The sequence below is a fragment of the Acinetobacter portensis genome (assembly GCF_009372215.1).
GTDB classification, from domain to species: Bacteria; Pseudomonadota; Gammaproteobacteria; order Pseudomonadales; family Moraxellaceae; genus Acinetobacter; species Acinetobacter portensis.
Genome location: NZ_LWRV01000058.1, coordinates 62,259 through 80,416, shown reverse-complemented (window position 1 = coordinate 80,416; position 18,158 = coordinate 62,259). Strand labels below are relative to the sequence as shown.

Sequence of the window (18,158 nt, the reverse complement as noted above, 5' to 3'; positions counted from 1 at the left end):
CTGTTTTCTCAGCACACATCAGATATTTTTAATCCGAGTAAGAGGTGTAGATGGGTTTTGATTTTGAAAAAGTAATGGCTCAGACAGAAGTAGCCTTTGATGAGATAATACATCTTAGTGATCAAAGATTAGAGAAATATAAGGGGAAAAGTTTTATAGAAAATACGCCTTGTATATGGGAATGGCGCAGATATTAGAATTGCAAATGAAACAAATCATCCATCGCCAATTTGGTTATACATCTGAAGATGAGCTAGAAAAATTAGAACGAAAAACGTTTGGTCAAGCTGTTTGGATTCTAAAAGAAAAAGAGGTGCGTCCAGATATCATCAAACTATTGGAAAAGAACAGAGACAATAGAAATAATATGGCTCATTCATTCTTAGTGGATACGATGATTTCAACTTCTTTGGGGGTTAGTATGGAAAGTATTGAAGTGCGCCTATTGGATAAAGCTATTTTTGAATTAGAGAACGTCATATTATTTTGGGAGTGGTGTATTAAGCATAATAATTTAATGCAAATTGTTAACTAGGCTAAAATTAACCTAATACACTTTATACGAAAGAAGAATTACTATTTAATATAAATCATAGCCTTATCATGTATCAAGAAACCCAAGCATCTCTACTTGGGTTTTTTATATTCCATGGTTTTATATAGTCTCATTTAGCACGAAAGTAAAATATATTCAGGTGAAATAAGAATAGATGTCAAAATAGATTTTGATGTTGAATATCTGAGTTAGTTAACTCGATTGAATAATTTTTATATATTGAAGTTTGTCTTTGAGAGGATTTACTTTTCTACAATCATTAATGAGTTTAACCATCTCTTGTTGGGGTAAATTGGCATTTAAATTTTGCTGAATCGTATTTAATAGTGGTTTATGTTCAACTTTTAAATCACGTGTACATTGGTATAGGCGTTCATACATCAGGGCAGAGGCTTGTTTATTATTTTCAGATTTTTGCGAACATTGAAAAACTGCAAAAATTACAGTAATCACAATTGCCCAAAAAATAAGAGACTTTAACCAAGGTGTATCCATAATTTTAACTATTGTTTTTCGTTATATTTAAGATAGCTAAAAATCTTTCATTGAACAATGTGTTAGATGAAATAGGTGGTAGTGTATTTTTCTTAAATTGAGATATAAAAAAAGCCCAAGTCACAATGCTTGGGCTTTTTAGAATCTTGGCTCTTCCACCTGGGCTCGAACCAGGGACCTGCGGATTAACAGTCCGTCGCTCTACCGACTGAGCTATGGAAGAATAGATGGCTCTCCAACCTGGGCTCGAACCAGGGACCTGCGGATTAACAGTCCGTCGCTCTACCGACTGAGCTATTGGAGAATCTGATGCGCATTTTAGGGATGAAATGACAAGTCGTCAACCAGATAATGTAAAGAAATGAATTGTTTGCTTTATAAGTATTCGTTTATTGCTCAAAAAATAAAAAATCACCCGAATTGGGTGATTTTTTATACTAAAAATAAGAAATATTTAAATCTTATTTTTCAACACCAGCAGCTTGGCCAGCATATTTAGCATTTGCATAATCCCAGTTTACAAGGCTTTCTAGGAAAGTTTTGATGTAAACAGGACGAGCGTTACGGAAATCGATGTAGTAAGCATGTTCCCAAACGTCAATTGTTAATACAGCAACTTTACCATGAGCAAGTGGAGTATCAGCATTTGCAGTTTTAAGGATAGAAAGTTCGCCATTTACTTTGTCAGCAACCAACCAAGCCCAACCTGAACCGAATTGAGTTGTTGCAGCAGCAGCAAATTCTTCAGCAAATTTTTCGTAAGAACCGAAAGCTTCGTTAATTTTAGCAGCTAACGCGCCAGTTGCCGCACCGCCACCATTTTTAGCTAAACAGTTCCAGTAGAACGTGTGGTTCCAAACTTGAGCAGCATTGTTGAAAACACCTGCTTTAGAAGCATCACCAGCAGTAGCAGTGATGATTTCTTCTAAAGTTTTACCTTCAAGGTCAGTACCTTTAATTAAGTTGTTTAAGTTAACAACATAAGTATTGTGGTGTTTGTCGTGATGGAATTCTAAAGTTTCTTTGCTGATATGAGGAGCAAGATCTTCGTAACCATATGGTAATGCTGGTAAAGTAATCGTAGTCATTTTTCAATTCCTTGCATTTTGCTGGGTTTTGACAGTTAGTGGTCTTATTGTAATAGATTCTTAGCTAAAATTGCGCATTGAGTACTAATAACAATAGCGAATAAAGCCTAAATTTATTTGAATAAGAGCTTATCTTAAATATATTTGATGACCGTTATATCAAATTGGATTGTTTAATTCAAAATAACTATATTCAATATCAAATTGATCTGAAATGGCTTTTCCTAAGCGTTGGACACCGTAGCGTTCTGTCGCATGGTGACCACATGCATAGTAGTGAACATTTAATTCTTTTGCTTCATAAAAGGTACGTTCGCTTACTTCACCTGAAATAAATGCATCGCAGCCTTGTTCATACGCTTTGGTGATGTAATCTTGTGCTGCACCAGTACAAAAACCAACTTTTTGGATGGTGTTTCGTTCTGAATTAAGATGAATAGTGTCGAATCCTAAACGCTCGGTTAAATAGTTTTTAAAGCCTTCAGGCGTCATGGCTTGCTTCAAATAACCAATATTCCCAATAGGATAACGCTCACTTGCATCCAACGCTTCAATATTTTCTAATTCTAAAATTTCAGCAATTGCTGCATTGTTACCCAAAGTTGGATGTGAATCTAAAGGTAGGTGATAGCCGACTAAAGAAATATCATTCTTGATTAAACTACGAATACGTTGCCCGCGCATGCCTGTAATTGGGTAGGCTTCACCTTTCCAAAAATAACCATGATGTACCAAAAGTAAGTCTGCATTTTGGGCAATGGCAGCATCAATTGCATCTTGAGATGCGGTTACCGCACATAAAATTTTGTTTACTTCTGGATTACCTTCAATTTGAAGACCATTGGGTGCGTAATCTTTAAATTCAGCAGATTTTAAAGTGTTATTGCACCATTGAATAATGTCATTCAGCTTTGCCATAAATTTATAAAGCCTTAAAAATATAACGATCAACATACAGTTTAAATTGTAACTAAAGCAAGACAAAACTATTGGGCTTTTTTATGTATCTAATTGTGTTTCGCTTTACAATAGGGCATAAATTACTTTAGTCATCAACGAATTAAAATATTTTAGAGGACAAAATCGTGCGCCGTACCTTTACTTGGTTACCATGGGTGTTACTTGTTATTGTCATTTTAGGCTTTTTAGGTTGGCAGTTTATGCACAAGCCTCAAGCGCCTGTTGCTGCCGATGGTGTGAAAATGGCAGCTGAAAAAGTAGAGCCACTTATAAATACAACACGTACAGGTGGCGTGGTTTCATATAGTGCAGCTGTGAAAGTTGCAGCGCCAGCCGTTGTAAATATTTTTACCACCCAAAAAGTGAAACAGATTAACCATCCTTTATTAGATGATCCTGCTTTTAGAGAGTTTTTTGGTAATGAATTGCCAGATCAACTCAAACAAGGTCCTAATGAAAACAGTTTAGGCTCGGGTGTTATTGTTCGTAAAGATGGCTATATTTTGACGAATAATCATGTGATTTCACAAGCAGATCAAATTGTTGTTGCATTGCAGGATGGTCGTCGTGCTGTGGCTGAAGTGATTGGAACAGATCCTGATACAGATTTAGCGGTCATTAAAATTGCGCTAGATGATTTACCTGTGTTGCCATTTAAACTTAGTGGTAATGAAGTGGGTGATGTTGTTTTGGCAATTGGTAATCCATTTGGGGTAGGTCAAACGGTTACGCAGGGTATTATTTCAGCAACAGGTCGTTCAGATTTAGGTATTAATACCTATGAAGACTTTATTCAAACTGATGCTGCAATCAATCCAGGTAATTCTGGTGGTGCGCTGATTGATGTTGCAGGTAATTTAATTGGTGTAAATACAGCAATTTTCTCGCAATCAGGTGGATCATTAGGTATTGGTTTTTCTATTCCTGCTAAAATTTGTCAGCAAGTCTTAAATTCAATTTTAAAAGATGGGCGAGTTGTACGAGGTTGGTTAGGAATTAGTTTATTGCCAACTCAGCAAGATGATATTTTAATTTCTGAACAAAAAGGTGTGTCTGTTGCCGATGTTTTAAAAGAGGGTCCTGCGGCTCAAGCTGGATTAAAACGCGGTGATATTATTTTAAGTGTTGACGGTGAAACAATTACTACACCATCGCATCTCATTAATTATGTTGCTTTACAAGTACCATCAAGCACGGTGACTTTGGTTGTTCAGCGTGGAGATGAAAAGCTGACTTTATCTGTTGTGATTGGGGAAAGAAAAGCTCAAAACAATAAAGATAAACAGTTTATTCCGCTTCCAAAACAATAAATTGATACAGAAAAAAGCTCCTAAAAAGGGGCTTTTTTATTACCATAAATGAATGCAAGAGGAAGGATACTCCATGAAAACAATCGGTTTAATTGGTGGGATGAGTTGGGAATCATCCGATTTGTATTATCAAAAAATAAATAAGCTCGTGAATGAAAAGCTGGGTCAGCTAAATTCGGCAAACTTGATTTTGTATAGTGTGAACTTTCAAAAAATTGAACAAATGCAATCGGAAAATCGTTGGGATGACGCAGGAATATACTTGAGCGAAGTGGCTAAAAAGCTTGAGTTGATTGGTGCGGATGTTGTTGTATTGTGTACGAATACGATGCATTTAGTGGCAAATCAAATTACAGATCAAATTTCTGTTCCATTTTTTCATATTGCAGATGCTGTTGCAGATCAAATAGTTAAAAATGAAAAAAATAGGGTTTTGCTGTTAGGCACAAAATTTACAATGCAAAAAGAGTTCTATAAAAATAAGCTCAATTCAAAAGGAATTGAAGTTGTTGTCCCAAATATTGATCAACAAGAAGTTGTACATACCATTATCTATGATGAATTATGTTTAGGACGTGTATTGGAAAAATCTAAACAAGATTATATTTCAATTATTAATGAGTTTGTTAAAGAAGGGGTGCAAGGTGTTGTTTTCGGATGCACTGAAATTGGTATGTTGCTGTCAAATGAGGATATTTCTGTACCGATATTTGATTCAACAGAAATTCATGTGAATAAAATAGTAGATTTCATTGTTGATGATAAATAAAAAAGCGAGCTCTAGAGCTCGCTTTTAAAATTTAGAATATTAGCTTTCTTGCTGAATACCAGCAACTAGCCAATCTTGAGTTGAACCAGCAGGTTTAACAAAATGCCAAACCTCAGCAAAAGGCTGTGGCAAGCTGTTTAAGTCTTCGCTTACAGTACCTGTAAAACGAACGCTTACAACATATTGACCATTTTCATTTGCAGAATCTGAAACCATTGCATTTAAGTTAGAAAACTCAGCAACGTCTTGGTCTTGATTTGCCATGATGTCGTTATACATTGACTGGTAAAGATCTGGTGTTAAGTAACGCTGAATTTCGGCAATGTTACTTGCTGTATTCATAGACTGAATATGGTTAAAACGCTGACGAGCAACACGTAAGAAAGTTGCAGGTTCAGTACCATCTGGTAATTGGCTACCACTGTTTGTGTATGCAGCTCCAAAAGGTGCATTGTTTACAGGAGCAGAACCACCTACGTTTTGACCAAAAATATTGCTGTTGTCATTTGAAGGACGACCCGTAGATGGTGCTTGACCAAACGGTGCATTATTCGCACCGCTATTTGGAGAGAAAGGATTATTTGTTGCTAATTTTTTTTTTTGCGCCCATCTTACGAAAAACGAAGAAGGCAGCAGCTGCAGCAAGTAAGATCCAAATCCAACTAGGTAAACCACCTTTTTCCTCTTGCTGTTGAGGAGCAGCTTGAGCTTCAGAAGATGCAGGCGCTTTGTCATCTGCTAAAGCATTTGCAGCAACTGCACCAATTGCAGCACCAGCAACACCAGCAGCAACCATGCCACCCACACCTGGACCTGATTTAGCAGGAGCAGCAGGTTGTTGAGCAGGAGTCGCTTGACGAGGTTGTTGGTAAGACTGAGATGGAGCTGAAGAACGGCTCATGCCATGACTTTTACCGCCACCTGCACGTTTTGCTTCTGCTGCTAAAGGTGCTACCAATAATGCTGCTGTCAAAAGACCAGCAATCAAACCACGCTGTCGAACTTCCATTAAAGTTTCCTAATAAAAAAAATAAAAAATAACAGTCTATTTATGCAGTCATTTCAAATGTTTTTCAATGACAAAAGAAGAATATATTTTAGATTGAACATAAAATAATCAAATTAATATTTTACCTTATATTTAAGTTAATCCAAATTAATGGCTTCAGTTAGTGCTTCATGTAGGCGAGCAACGGCAATGACCTTAACACCGGGAATGGCTTTTTGCGGTGCATTTCCCCTTGGTAAGATAATATATTTAAAACCGTGTTTTACGGCTTCTTTTAAGCGTTCTTGACCATTTGGAACAGGACGAATTTCACCAGATAGACCAACTTCGCCAAAAACGGCAAGCTGTTGAGGTAATGCTTTGCCACGCAAACTTGAAGCACATGCTAAAAGAACCGCTAAGTCAGAACCTGTTTCAGTAATTTTTAAGCCACCAACAACGTTTACATAGACATCTTGCCCAGAAGTTTGTACACCACCATGTCTATGCATAACGGCAAGTAGCATATTTAAACGGTTTTGTTCTAAACCAAGTGCAACACGTCTAGGTTGACCATGAGCATCATCAACTAAAGCTTGTACTTCGACCAAAAGTGGGCGAGTACCTTCACGGCTAATCATTACAATAGAACCGGGAATTGCTTCATCATAACGGCTCAAGAAAATAGCAGATGGATTTGCTACCTCTTTAAGACCTTTATCGGTCATGCCAAAAACACCAAGTTCATTAACTGCACCAAAACGGTTTTTTACGGCACGAATCATGCGGTAACGTGAGTCAGATTGACCTTCAAAATACAAAACACAATCGACCATATGTTCTAAAACACGTGGACCTGCTAGTGAGCCTTCTTTGGTTACATGACCGACAATAAATAAAGCCGTACCACTATTCTTTGCAAAGCGCGTTAAAATTGCCGCAGATTCACGAATTTGAGATACGCCACCGGGCGCAGATTGTAAACTTTCTGTATATAAAGTTTGAATCGAATCGAGAATGGCAACAGCAGGGCGTTCTTGAGCAAGAACATCACAAATACGTTCTACACAAGTTTCTGCCATCACTCGAAGTTTATCTGTAGGTAGGTCTAAGCGATTCGCTCGTAAAGCAACTTGAGAAAGTGATTCTTCACCTGTGATATATAAAGCCGAGTTTTTTGCGGCTGCCATATATGTGGCAGTTTGTAGAAGAATAGTCGATTTACCAATGCCAGGGTCACCACCAATCAGAACGACAGAACCTGTAACCAAGCCGCCACCCAACACACGATCAAATTCGCTAATACCTGTGGCTAGGCGTGATTCATGAGAAACCGTAATTTGGTTTAATGTCGTGACATTGGCTGCTTGACCTGCATAGCCACCTCCACCTATTTTAGATTGCGCTCGATGTGTGACAGTTGGTGCAATACTGACTTCGGTTAAGCTATTCCATTCGCCACAATCAGAACATTGACCCGCCCATTTTAGGTGATCTGTACCGCATTGCTCACAACGATAAACACTTTTCGCTTTTGCCATAATGATGTTGAAGTTATTGTTCGAAATTATTGAACAGCATAGCGGTGAATGTAGTGCAAAACCAAGTGTTTCGTATGAAAAATTATCGTTTTACGACAAGCTTTGACGCCTGAATAGAATTATCTGACATTAAGTTGTGATCGCGTTCTATAATATGGCTCTCATTATTTTGAAATGGAAATACATCATGCCGCAATTATTGCAACATATTGATGCGATCTCACGCGAAAAGAACCGTGATGTGCTTTTTGTACATTTTGAAAATTATGAAAAAGATGATCAAAATCCAGATTCAAATCGCCAGAAAGTACTGACTTGGTTAGAGCAAAATAGCATTCCTTATGTTTCTTGTATGGGACTTGAAGAAGAAGGCTTGGTCGACAGTTATTTAGGTGATATTTACATTGATATTCCATTTGATTTAGAGAATCAGCAATATTTACTTTTGAGTGATTATTTGGAAGATGAACAAGGCGAGATGAAAATTGAAGGTGTTTTCTTCTTTGTTTTGTATTTAGAAACTGCTATTGAGCTAGAAGCAGAACGTGTAATGGGGTTTGAGTCTGATTTTGAACCTGATTTTGAAGATGATACTTGGAACGGTACGCCATCTTAAAATAAAAATGGATATTAAAGAAAAGCCACCCTGAGGTGGCTTTTTTAATTCTTAGATTGGTTTTTAAACTTAGTACAATTCGCCAGATTTGCGTTTTGCAATAAAGTCTTTCGATTCCTTGGCAATAATGCCTGAAAGTAATAATAATGCGATACAGTTTGGTGCAGCCATTAAGCCGTTGAATGTATCTGCAAATAGCCATACAAGGTCAAGTGTTGCCACACATCCAACAAATACAGATGCAATGTAGATAATACGATATATCAAGACGTACTTTTCACCTAGTAGATAAGTACAGCATTTTTCGCCATAGTAGCTCCAACCTAAAATAGTTGAATAAGCGAAGAAAATAATACCGAAAGTCACAACCCAGCCACCAACACCAGGTAGTAATTGGTCGAATGCTTTGATTGTAAGTACGGCACCTGTTTCACCGCCAAATGAATTCCCAGCCATAATGAAGCCCATTACAAGTACAATACCTGTAATAGAACAAACAATAATAGTGTCGATGAAAGTACCTGTCATAGAGACTAAGCCTTGACGCACAGGGTGATCCGTTTTTGCAGCAGCAGCAGCAATAGGAGCAGAACCCATACCAGCTTCATTAGAGAATACACCACGTGCAACACCGTAACGAATTGCTGCACCAATAGCACCACCAGCAGCAGCTTCACCAGTAAATGCGTAGCTAAAGATCATTTTTAGTGCAGGAATAACAAGTTCTAAGTTATTTAGAATAATCACTAAACCACCAGCAACATAACCAATTGCCATTAAAGGAACAATGACGGTGGATGCTTTAGAAATAGTCTTGATCCCACCTAAAATAACCAAAGCTGAAAAAGCAGTAATGACAACACCTGTAATCCAAGTTTCAATCCCCATGCTGTTTTCAACAGCAAGTGCTACAGTGTTTGATTGAACCGAGCTACCAATACCAAATGAAGCAAGCGTACCAAATAATGCAAATAATACAGCGAGCCATTTCCATTTTGTACCAAGACCACGCTCGATGTAATACATTGGACCACCATTCATTTCGCCGTTTTCATTTTTATGGCGATATTTGACAGCAAGTACACCTTCACCATATTTAGTAGCCATACCAAATAGCGCAGTCATCCACATCCAGAAAACAGCACCAGGTCCCCCTAAAACGCAGGCGGTAGCAACACCTGCGATATTACCCGTACCAATGGTTGCTGAAAGTGCTGTCATTAGTGACGCAAACTGTGAAATATCACCTGAATCTTTATTGTTAGGGTGTTTACCAAATACTTGTTTAAACGCAAGTGGTAACATTCTGAATTGCCAGAAAAGTAATCGGAAAGTTAAAAATACACCAGTACCTACGATCAGTACTAACATGTATGGGCCCCATACCCATCCACTTAATGTTTCCATGATTGATTGTAAATTTTGCATATATATTTTTTCTCATCCTAATTATTTGTTGTTTACATTAAGCAATTGCTATGCCATTTCTTTTCTTATTAATTTATGTAATATAGGGTGGTGATTAGTTGCTCTATATTTGTATATTTTTCACACATAAAGGGAGTTTTTACAAGAACAAAATTTATTAAAAAACATACAGAATAGATGTATTAATCACTAAAAAAAGCAGATAAGTAAAATAAATCAAGATTTACGATTAATAAGGAAATACTGATCGTAGGATGTTTTCTTTTGCATTATTTAAAAAGTAAGTTAATTTGAGCTTGTTATACATTGAAGGTGAATTAAAAAATGTCAGAGCAAAAAATAAATTCGCCTGCCGAAGAAGAAGGCGATTTAAAAAGAAGCTTATCAAATCGACATTTACAGTTGATTGCGATTGGCGGAGCCATAGGAACAGGGCTTTTCATGGGCTCAGGGAAAACAATTAGTCTAGCTGGACCTTCCATTCTATTTATTTACATGATTATTGGTTTCATGGTTTTTCTTGTAATGCGTGCATTGGGAGAATTGCTGTTATCAAATCTTGAGTACAAATCTTTTATTGATTTTTCAACCGATTTAATTGGTCCTTGGGCTGGTTATTTTGTAGGGTGGACCTATTGGTTATGCTGGATCACCATTGGTATTGCAGACTTATCAGCCATTATTTATTACTTACAGTTCTTTAATGGAGGGGTTTCCTTCTCACCATTAGAGGGCGTACTTATTAGTATTGCATCTATTTCATTCATTATGTGCTTGAACTTAGCGACCGTAAAATTGTTCGGTGAGATGGAGTTCTGGTTTGCAATGGTGAAAATTATTGCAATTTTGGTGCTAATTGCTGTTGGTGGATGGATGATCTTTACAGGTTTTACATCAACTTCTGGTCAGGTTGCATCTTTTTCACATCTTTGGAGCCACAACGGGATGTTCCCAACAGGCTTAACAGGTTTCTTAGCAGGCTTCCAAATTGCAATCTTTGCATTTGTGGGTGTTGAACTTGTAGGTACAACGGCTGCAGAAACGAAAGATCCTGAAAAGAACTTACCAAAAGCAGTGAACTCGATTCCAATTCGTATCATTATTTTCTATGTATTGGCATTGGTTATTGTAATGTCAGTTACGCCGTGGAATAAAATTGATCCAACCATTAGTCCATTTGTTAATTTGTTCAGCCAAGCAGGTATTGCTGCTGCTGCGATTATTATGAACTTTGTGGTTCTGTCATCTGTAATGTCTTCAATGAACAGTGGTGTATTCTCTACAAGCCGTATGTTGTTTGGTTTATCTCGTGAAGAACAAGGTCCAAAAGCTTTTGGTAAATTGAATAAACGTGCTGTTCCTGCAAATGCATTGTATTTCTCTACCGTGTGTTTATTGCTTGGCGCTGCATTACAGTATTTTGTACCAAATACAGTATTGGCATTTACGCTTGCAACAACATTATCAACAATTTTATTCATTTGTGTATGGTTGATGATTATTTGGAGTTACATGGTGTATTACAAAACACGCCCTGAACTTCATGCAAAATCGACATTTAAATTACCGGGTGGTTTATTTACTTGTTGGGTTGTAATTATTTTCTTTGTTGGCGTAATTTATGTATTGTCACTTGAAGCTGACACAATGAAAGCCCTTATGGTCAGTCCAATTTGGCTGGTTATATTAGCGATTGGTTACTTTGGTTTTTATAAGCCAAAACATAAATAATCAATTATTATTAAAAAAACGTCAGTTTAAAACTGGCGTTTTTTTATTTCTAAAGATAATCTCTTGCGTTTAGTACTTTGGTCAAGCACATGATCACGGTATACTTTACCAAAATTAATGGATAGGTGGTCAGATGCGTTTAGTCATTTGCGGCATCGGTATTTTAGTTACAAGTTACGCACTCGTGGGTTGTGGTCAATCTGGCACATTACAATTAGCCAAAGATCAAAATTATGATAAGCGAGCGAAATATTTACTTTATTCAGATTCTAATTCTACGGAACAGAAAAAAGAACAAGTGGAAGCACCTATACAGCAACAATTTGCTGCACCATCAAGTTCTGATACACCGACTACACCTTAACTCGATCAACGCAAGGATACATTCATGAGTTTCACCCGCATTAATGGGGTATTGCACGCAGAGCAATGTTCATTACAAACGCTCGCGCAGCAATTTGGCACACCACTTTATGTTTATTCAAAAGGAACATTTGAAAAGCATTTTTTAGATATGGATCGTGCTTTTAGCTTTATCGATCATCAAATTTGTTTTGCGGTAAAGTCTAACTCTAATATTGCGGTATTGAATGTATTAGCCAAGCTTGGCGCTGGTTTTGATATTGTGACAGGTGGCGAACTTGCACGCGTATTAAAAGCAGGCGGCAATGCTTCTAAAATTGTATTTTCAGGTTTAGGTAAAACAGAAGCAGATATTAAAAAAGCATTAGAAGTGGGTATTGCTTGTTTTAATGTTGAATCTTATGCGGAACTCGATCGTATACAAAAAGTTGCTGCTGAATTAGGTAAAAAAGCACCTATTTCATTGCGTGTAAACCCAGATGTAGATGCAAAAACACATCCTTATATTTCGACAGGTTTAAAAGAAAATAAGTTTGGTATTCCTTCAGATACTGTGTATGAAACCTACCAATATGCTGCATCTTTAGAAAATTTAGATGTTGTGGGTATCGATTGTCATATCGGTTCTCAGTTGACAGAAACTCAACCTTTTGTCGATGCTTTAGATCGTGTCATTGTGATGATTGATGAGCTGAAAAAATTAGGTATTAATCTAAAACACATCGATATTGGCGGTGGTTTAGGTGTGACTTATAAAGATGAAGTACCGCCAACAGTTGAAGAATATGCAAATGCACTTAAACCTGCTTTAGAAAAATTAGGCTTAAAAGTGTATATGGAACCTGGTCGAAGCATTTCTGCAAATGCAGGGGTGTTATTGACGAAAGTGGATTTATTAAAACCAACCAATCACCGTAACTTTGCCATTATTGATGCAGCGATGAATGACTTAATTCGTCCTGCTTTATATGAAGCATGGATGGACATTCAAGAAGTAACACCTCGTACAGATGTGGAAACAAAAGAATGGGATGTAGTCGGTGCAATTTGTGAAACTGGCGATTTCTTAGGGAAAGAGCGCAAGCTTGCGATTCAAGAAAATGATGTGCTGGCTGTTTTAGGTGCAGGTGCTTACGGTTTTGTTATGAGCTCGAACTATAATAGTCGTGGTCGTGCAGCGGAAGTCATGGTCAGTGGTGATCAAGCTCATTTAATTCGTGAGCGTGAAACGATTGAATCATTATGGGAAAATGAGCGTTTATTGCCTTAAGGAGTAATTTTAGATGTTATTAGAATTTACTAAAATGCATGGTTTAGGCAATGACTTTATGGTGGTTGACCTCATTAGCCAAAAAGCATTTTTAGATACTTTGACTATTCAGCGTTTAGCAGATCGTCATTTTGGTATTGGCTTCGACCAACTCCTAATTGTTGAACCACCTGATGTTCCAAATGCAGATTTTAAATATCGTATTTTTAATGCAGATGGTTCAGAAGTTGAACAATGTGGTAATGGTGTACGTTGTTTTGCACGTTTTGTTCATGAACGTAAACTGACGAATAAAACCAAAATTAAAGTTCAAACTAAAGCAGGTATAGTAGAGCCTGAACTTGGTCAAAATGGCTGGGTTCGTGTAAACATGGGCTATCCAAAATTCTTACCACAAGAAATTCCATTCATTGCGGAAGAACCTGAAATTTTATACGACATTAATTTAGCAAATGATGAAAAGTTAACGATTGATGTTGTGAACATGGGTAATCCGCATGCGGTAACTGTTGTACCCAACGTGCTAACAGCAGATGTCGCTAGAATTGGCCCACAAGTCGAGTCTCATGAGCGTTTCCCTCAGCGTGTAAATGCAGGCTTTATGCAAATTGTTGATGAAAAACATGCGCGTTTGCGAGTATTTGAACGTGGTGTAGGTGAAACACTTGCTTGTGGTACAGGCGCGTGTGCAGCCGCTATTTCAGGGATGCGCCGTGGTTTGCTTGCAAGTTCAGTCGAAATTGAATTGGCAGGTGGTAAACTTTTAATTGAATGGAAAGAAGGCGATGTTGTTTGGATGACAGGTCCAACAGCAACTGTTTTTGAGGGTCGATTAGACTTACGCTATTTCCAATCTTAATAAAAGATGTTTTAAAAGCCCTGATTCGTCGGGGCTTTTTTCTTATTTAAATTGTTTTTAGAATAAAAAAGAAGATTAAATATAAATTTGTTACACTGACTTTTATAGAAAAGGGAATGTTAATGGAGGATGCTCAGGTGCAACAACAACCCATGCAACTACTCTCCATGTGGTTAAAAGAACGAGAAATTCAAAGTCAGTCTAAACATACTTTACAGGCATATTTTCGAGATGTGTCTGATTTTTTAACGTATTGTGAACATCAAAAATTAGAATTAAATAATATAGAAACATCAGATTTACGTGGATATTTAGCCAATAAAGTTGAACGTCATCAATTAAGCTCAAGTAGTTTGCAGCGCATGCTTTCATCTGTTCGGCAGTTTATGAAATGGGCAGAACAAGGACAATATTTAGAATTTAATGCAACGGATGATTTTCAGCTAAAGCGTCAGCCTCGACCTTTACCTGGTATGATTGATATTGAAACTATTCATCAAATATTAGATCAGCCTGAACCTGAACTAGATGCTCAAAAACAAATGTGGCTGAGAGATAAAGCAATACTCGAATTGCTTTATTCAAGTGGCTTACGTTTGGCAGAAGTACAAGGTTTAAGAATTAAAGATGTCGATTTTAATCGGCAGTTACTCAGAATTACAGGTAAAGGTAATAAAACCCGTGTTGTTCCATTTGGTGGGAAAGCAAAAGATGCAGTGATGAAATGGTTGCAGATTTATCCATCATGGCATGGCGATTTTGTGCCTGAAGCCAATATTTTCATCACACAAAAGGGAAATCCTTTAGGTGCGCGTCAAATTGAAAATAGAGTGAAATTTCAAGCGCAAAGAGCAGGGGTGAATGTAGATTTACATCCACATTTACTCAGACATTGTTTTGCAAGCCATATGTTGTCGAATAGCGGAGATTTACGTGCCGTTCAAGAAATGCTTGGACATAGCAATTTAACAACAACACAAATATATACGCATGTCGATTTTGATCATTTGGCGCAAGTTTATGATCAAGCACACCCTCGAGCTCAAGTAAAAAGCAGTAACAAATAAAAGTAATCTTTGAACTGCTGTTTTTAGCATTTTAATGCTATGTTTGATGTGCATAAAGATGACTTTTTGAACTAACGTAGAATAAAAAGAAGTCAATTTTTGCGGTATAAGATTAGTGTATAAATGAAAGTGGCTTCATGAAAATAGATGATTTTTTCGTTCCACTGGATGTATTGATAAATAATTGTTGTTAAAACAAGGTATAAAAATGATTTTAGACGTTCAAGAAAAGTATGATCAATTATCTTCTGCACAAAAAGATATTTTTGCTGGATATGGCTTACGTCAAGTAAAGCATTTTGTTGAAATTAGTTTGCCTAAAATTGAGGCAGTATTACCTGAAGGCGCTTATGTTCAAGGTATTAATGCAGATGGGAAAGTACAAGCAATTAATGTAAAAACACATCAAACATATATATGGATTTCAGATTCACAGTGGCAAGAACATCCTATTGCAAATGAAAACATAGACTTAAAAGAAGATGTTATTGAGGTTTGGAAAATTTTTAATTTAAAATCATACGAATTAATCGATTTGAGCCATGTACATCGAGATTTTTTAGAATCTCTTTCTGCTTGAATGAGCATGTATCTCAAACTAAGAAAGCATAGCTAGCCTATGCTTTTTTTAGATCTCTTTCAAAAAGTGATTTATAAAAGCACTTTATTGATTGTTTTAAATGCCAAATTTTATAAATCATCTAAAGGCAATTGTGTACTTTGTTTAATAATTTGACTTGGTAAATCTGTTTTTACACTGGTAATGCCATTTTTCTTTGTTAAATGTATAGATTGAAATTTTCTGTAGTGTTCTAAGTCGGGCACGACAACTTTTAACATTGCATCGCATTCACCTAAAATAATGTAGCACTCCATAACTTGAGGAAGCTCTTTCATTGCTTCAATAAAGGTGTCAATGGTTTCAGCATCTTGTCCTACTAGCCAAATACGTGAGAATAAAATCAACTTAAAACCAATTTTATGTTGATCTACAATAGTTGTATAACGCTGGATGACACCTGCTTCCTCTAAAAGTTTCACACGACGTAAACATGATGATGGAGATAGACCAATTTCTTTGGCTAGGTCATTGTTTTGAATACGACCATTTTTCTGTAGTTCAAAAATGATACTTTTATCAATGCGATCTAGTTTTACTGAAATATACTTAGATATAATTTTCATAAATTAGAGTTTAATTCGAAAAATAAGATCAATTATAGAATATTTGAAACCCTATTTTAAAGCTTTTCACAGATACTATTTCACTTTCAGACGCTAGAGAAATGGAAAAGGATATGTCTGTATTTGCATTGTTTGCCTTAACGGTAATTCCTCTTATTTTCACACCAGGACCAGATATGCTTTTTATCCTGTCACAAGTGATGGGTAAGGATGCAAAAGCGGGCATGATGGCGACATTAGGCGTGTGTTCAGGATATTTGGTTCATTCAATTCTTGTTGCTTTAGGTATTGCAGCAATTATTGTTTCATTCCCTATTTTATTTGAAACCATAAAATGGCTAGGGATTGCATATTTGTTGTATTTATCTGCGAGTTTATTGAAGTCTTTATTTGGGACTAAAAAGCTCAAAATTGAGAAAAAAAGTACGTCTAATCCAATAAAGAAAGGCTTTTTTACAGCATTATTGAACCCAAAAGGCATGCTGATTTATTTTGCAATATTGCCTCAGTTTATCGATAAAACAGGAAATACTGTAAGCCAAGGTTTAGTTTTATCTTTTATTTTCATTGGTTTAATATTTATTGTGTATTGCGCACTAAGTATTGTCTTTGCGAAAGTTACGCAAAAAACACATATAGATGAACGTAAACAAAAAATAATAGATGGGACTTCTGGTGGCTTATTGGCAGCTGCTGCAACATGGCTCATGATTAATTAATTTAAATACGATAAAAAGCATATCAAGTTGATATGCTTTTTTTTGAAATGTTTTATTTAAAAATTTGTTCTCAATAAACATACATACGTTGCTTGGAAGTTTCACTTAAATGACATGTTCTTGTTTTTTAGACCATACTTTAGTTTAAAAGTGTACTTAATTTGCAATGTTTATCGCTTCATAGAAATCAATACTTTTGATGATATAAATCAAATAAAAATATAATATAAATCAATGGTTAAAAAATAACTTATTTTTAGGTATTTATTGCTGATGTTTCTCCAATAAAAAAATGTGAACGCATCGTTCAGCTATTTTTACGCATTTTTACAGGTCTTTATTGAATTGTGACTTGACCGAAATGCCATACGCATTGCAAGATAGGACACCTAAAAAATTTAAGTGAAGAGTTCTAATATTCTTCTCAACATTTACATTTGCTAAAACAGCCGAGGATTACATGAAGGCTCTTGTTGCTGTAAAACGTGTGGTTGATGCCAACGTTAAAGTTCGCGTTAAACCGGACAATAGTGGGGTTGACCTTACTAACGTTAAAATGTCAATTAACCCATTCTGTGAAATCGCAGTGGAAGAAGCGGTTCGTTTAAAAGAAAAAGGAACTGTTTCAGAAATCATTGTTGTTTCTATTGGTCCTAAAGAAGCTCAAGAACAAATCCGTTCGGCTATGGCACTTGGTGCTGACCGCGGTATTTTAGTTGAAGCTGATGACAGCCAACTGGGTGCTCTTGAAATTGCAAAAATCCTTAAAGGCGTTGTAGATGCTGAACAGCCTCAACTTGTCCTTCTTGGTAAGCAAGCAATTGATGATGACTCTAACCAAGTAGGTCAAATGCTTGGTGCACTTCTTGGTGCAGGTCAAGGTACATTCGCTTCAGAAGTTAAAGTTGAAGGCGACAAGGTACAAGTGACTCGTGAAATCGACGGTGGTTTGCAAACTGTTGAGCTTGCGCTTCCAGCTATTATCACAACTGACTTACGTTTGAATGAGCCACGTTATGCTGCGCTTCCAAACATTATGAAAGCGCGTAAAAAACCGCTTGAAACTAAGTCACCTGCTGATTTTGGCGTTACTTCAACAACTAAACTTAAAACAGTTAAAGTTGAAGCTCCTGCTGAACGTAAAGCTGGCGTACAAGTGAAATCTGTAGATGAGCTTGTTGAAAAATTGAAAAATGAAGCGAAAGTGATCTAA

Annotated in this window: 19 protein-coding genes, 2 tRNA genes and 1 pseudogene; 13 read left to right on the top strand and 9 right to left on the bottom strand. The window is 36.6% G+C overall.

Annotation, left to right across the window (positions count from 1 at the left end; all coding sequences use genetic code 11):
• Positions 1–50 precede the first annotated feature (50 nt).
• Positions 51–197 (top strand): hypothetical protein, encoded by a 147-nt coding sequence (locus tag A6M14_RS14095; RefSeq protein ID WP_171500250.1) that lies wholly within the window; start codon positions 51–53, stop codon positions 195–197.
• Positions 198–205: 8 nt separating this feature from the next.
• A complete protein-coding gene (locus A6M14_RS06595; protein WP_152874190.1) occupies positions 206–535 on the top strand; it encodes a hypothetical protein in 330 nt (109 codons plus the stop codon).
• Positions 536–748: 213 nt separating this feature from the next.
• On the opposite strand, the gene A6M14_RS06590 is transcribed toward A6M14_RS06595, so the two are convergent.
• The 5 genes from A6M14_RS06590 to A6M14_RS06570 all read right to left on the bottom strand — a co-directional run bounded on the left by A6M14_RS06590 (position 749) and on the right by A6M14_RS06570 (position 3,057).
• On the bottom strand, positions 749–1,051 hold the full coding sequence (locus A6M14_RS06590; RefSeq protein WP_152874189.1) for a hypothetical protein: 303 nt from the start codon (positions 1,049–1,051) through the stop codon (positions 749–751).
• Between the two features lie 147 nt (positions 1,052–1,198).
• Positions 1,199–1,274, bottom strand: a tRNA-Asn gene (locus tag A6M14_RS06585).
• 5 nt (positions 1,275–1,279) lie between these two features.
• Positions 1,280–1,355, bottom strand: a tRNA-Asn gene (locus A6M14_RS06580).
• Between the two features lie 157 nt (positions 1,356–1,512).
• Entirely contained in the window at positions 1,513–2,139 is a 627-nt protein-coding gene (locus tag A6M14_RS06575; protein ID WP_152874188.1) for a superoxide dismutase, read from the bottom strand.
• Between the two features lie 159 nt (positions 2,140–2,298).
• The gene (locus A6M14_RS06570) at positions 2,299–3,057 is read right to left on the bottom strand and encodes a Nif3-like dinuclear metal center hexameric protein (protein WP_152874187.1); all 759 of its coding nucleotides are present in this window, start codon (positions 3,055–3,057) and stop codon (positions 2,299–2,301) included.
• 167 nt (positions 3,058–3,224) lie between these two features.
• Between A6M14_RS06570 and A6M14_RS06565 the strand changes: the two genes are divergently transcribed.
• Positions 3,225–4,409, top strand: a complete 1,185-nt coding sequence (locus A6M14_RS06565; protein ID WP_188110869.1) for a trypsin-like peptidase domain-containing protein — start codon at positions 3,225–3,227, stop codon at positions 4,407–4,409.
• Positions 4,410–4,482: 73 nt separating this feature from the next.
• Positions 4,483–5,178, top strand: a complete 696-nt coding sequence (locus A6M14_RS06560; protein ID WP_152874186.1) for an aspartate/glutamate racemase family protein — start codon at positions 4,483–4,485, stop codon at positions 5,176–5,178.
• A gap of 39 nt (positions 5,179–5,217) precedes the next feature.
• Here the strand turns inward: A6M14_RS06560 and A6M14_RS06555 are convergent.
• A pseudogene (locus tag A6M14_RS06555) lies at positions 5,218–6,187 on the bottom strand (Tim44 domain-containing protein).
• A gap of 137 nt (positions 6,188–6,324) precedes the next feature.
• Positions 6,325–7,707: a DNA repair protein RadA gene (gene radA / locus A6M14_RS06550; protein ID WP_152874185.1), complete on the bottom strand. Its 1,383-nt coding sequence runs from the start codon at positions 7,705–7,707 to the stop codon at positions 6,325–6,327.
• Positions 7,708–7,894: 187 nt separating this feature from the next.
• On the opposite strand from radA, the gene A6M14_RS06545 reads away from it, so the two are divergent.
• Positions 7,895–8,323, top strand: coding sequence for a hypothetical protein (locus tag A6M14_RS06545; protein ID WP_228720307.1), 429 nt, complete (start codon positions 7,895–7,897; stop codon positions 8,321–8,323).
• Between the two features lie 69 nt (positions 8,324–8,392).
• Here the strand turns inward: A6M14_RS06545 and A6M14_RS06540 are convergent, their stop codons facing one another.
• Complete coding sequence (locus A6M14_RS06540; protein ID WP_152874184.1) at positions 8,393–9,751, bottom strand: alanine/glycine:cation symporter family protein; 1,359 nt, start codon at positions 9,749–9,751, stop codon at positions 8,393–8,395.
• Between the two features lie 324 nt (positions 9,752–10,075).
• Between A6M14_RS06540 and A6M14_RS06535 the strand changes: the two genes are divergently transcribed.
• The 6 genes from A6M14_RS06535 to A6M14_RS06510 all read left to right on the top strand — a co-directional run bounded on the left by A6M14_RS06535 (position 10,076) and on the right by A6M14_RS06510 (position 15,621).
• A complete protein-coding gene (locus tag A6M14_RS06535; protein WP_152874183.1) occupies positions 10,076–11,482 on the top strand; it encodes an amino acid permease in 1,407 nt (468 codons plus the stop codon).
• Positions 11,483–11,615: 133 nt separating this feature from the next.
• Positions 11,616–11,846 (top strand): hypothetical protein, encoded by a 231-nt coding sequence (locus A6M14_RS06530; protein WP_152874182.1) that lies wholly within the window; start codon positions 11,616–11,618, stop codon positions 11,844–11,846.
• Positions 11,847–11,870: 24 nt separating this feature from the next.
• Positions 11,871–13,115 carry a diaminopimelate decarboxylase gene (gene lysA / locus A6M14_RS06525; RefSeq protein WP_152874181.1) on the top strand — a complete coding sequence of 415 codons (1,245 nt, stop codon included), beginning with the start codon at positions 11,871–11,873 and terminating at the stop codon, positions 13,113–13,115.
• A 13-nt stretch (positions 13,116–13,128) separates the two neighbouring features.
• Positions 13,129–13,974: a diaminopimelate epimerase gene (gene dapF, locus A6M14_RS06520; protein ID WP_152874180.1), complete on the top strand. Its 846-nt coding sequence runs from the start codon at positions 13,129–13,131 to the stop codon at positions 13,972–13,974.
• 122 nt (positions 13,975–14,096) lie between these two features.
• Positions 14,097–15,041, top strand: coding sequence for a site-specific tyrosine recombinase/integron integrase (gene xerA, locus A6M14_RS06515; protein WP_152874179.1), 945 nt, complete (start codon positions 14,097–14,099; stop codon positions 15,039–15,041).
• Between the two features lie 208 nt (positions 15,042–15,249).
• Positions 15,250–15,621: a hypothetical protein gene (locus A6M14_RS06510; protein WP_152874178.1), complete on the top strand. Its 372-nt coding sequence runs from the start codon at positions 15,250–15,252 to the stop codon at positions 15,619–15,621.
• 110 nt (positions 15,622–15,731) lie between these two features.
• Here the strand turns inward: A6M14_RS06510 and A6M14_RS06505 are convergent, their stop codons facing one another.
• Positions 15,732–16,226 carry an Lrp/AsnC family transcriptional regulator gene (locus tag A6M14_RS06505; RefSeq protein ID WP_152874177.1) on the bottom strand — a complete coding sequence of 165 codons (495 nt, stop codon included), beginning with the start codon at positions 16,224–16,226 and terminating at the stop codon, positions 15,732–15,734.
• 113 nt (positions 16,227–16,339) lie between these two features.
• On the opposite strand from A6M14_RS06505, the gene A6M14_RS06500 reads away from it, so the two are divergent.
• Both A6M14_RS06500 and A6M14_RS06495 read left to right on the top strand, forming a co-directional pair.
• A complete protein-coding gene (locus A6M14_RS06500; protein WP_152874176.1) occupies positions 16,340–16,945 on the top strand; it encodes a LysE family translocator in 606 nt (201 codons plus the stop codon).
• 460 nt (positions 16,946–17,405) lie between these two features.
• Positions 17,406–18,158 (top strand): electron transfer flavoprotein subunit beta/FixA family protein, encoded by a 753-nt coding sequence (locus A6M14_RS06495; RefSeq protein ID WP_152874175.1) that lies wholly within the window; start codon positions 17,406–17,408, stop codon positions 18,156–18,158.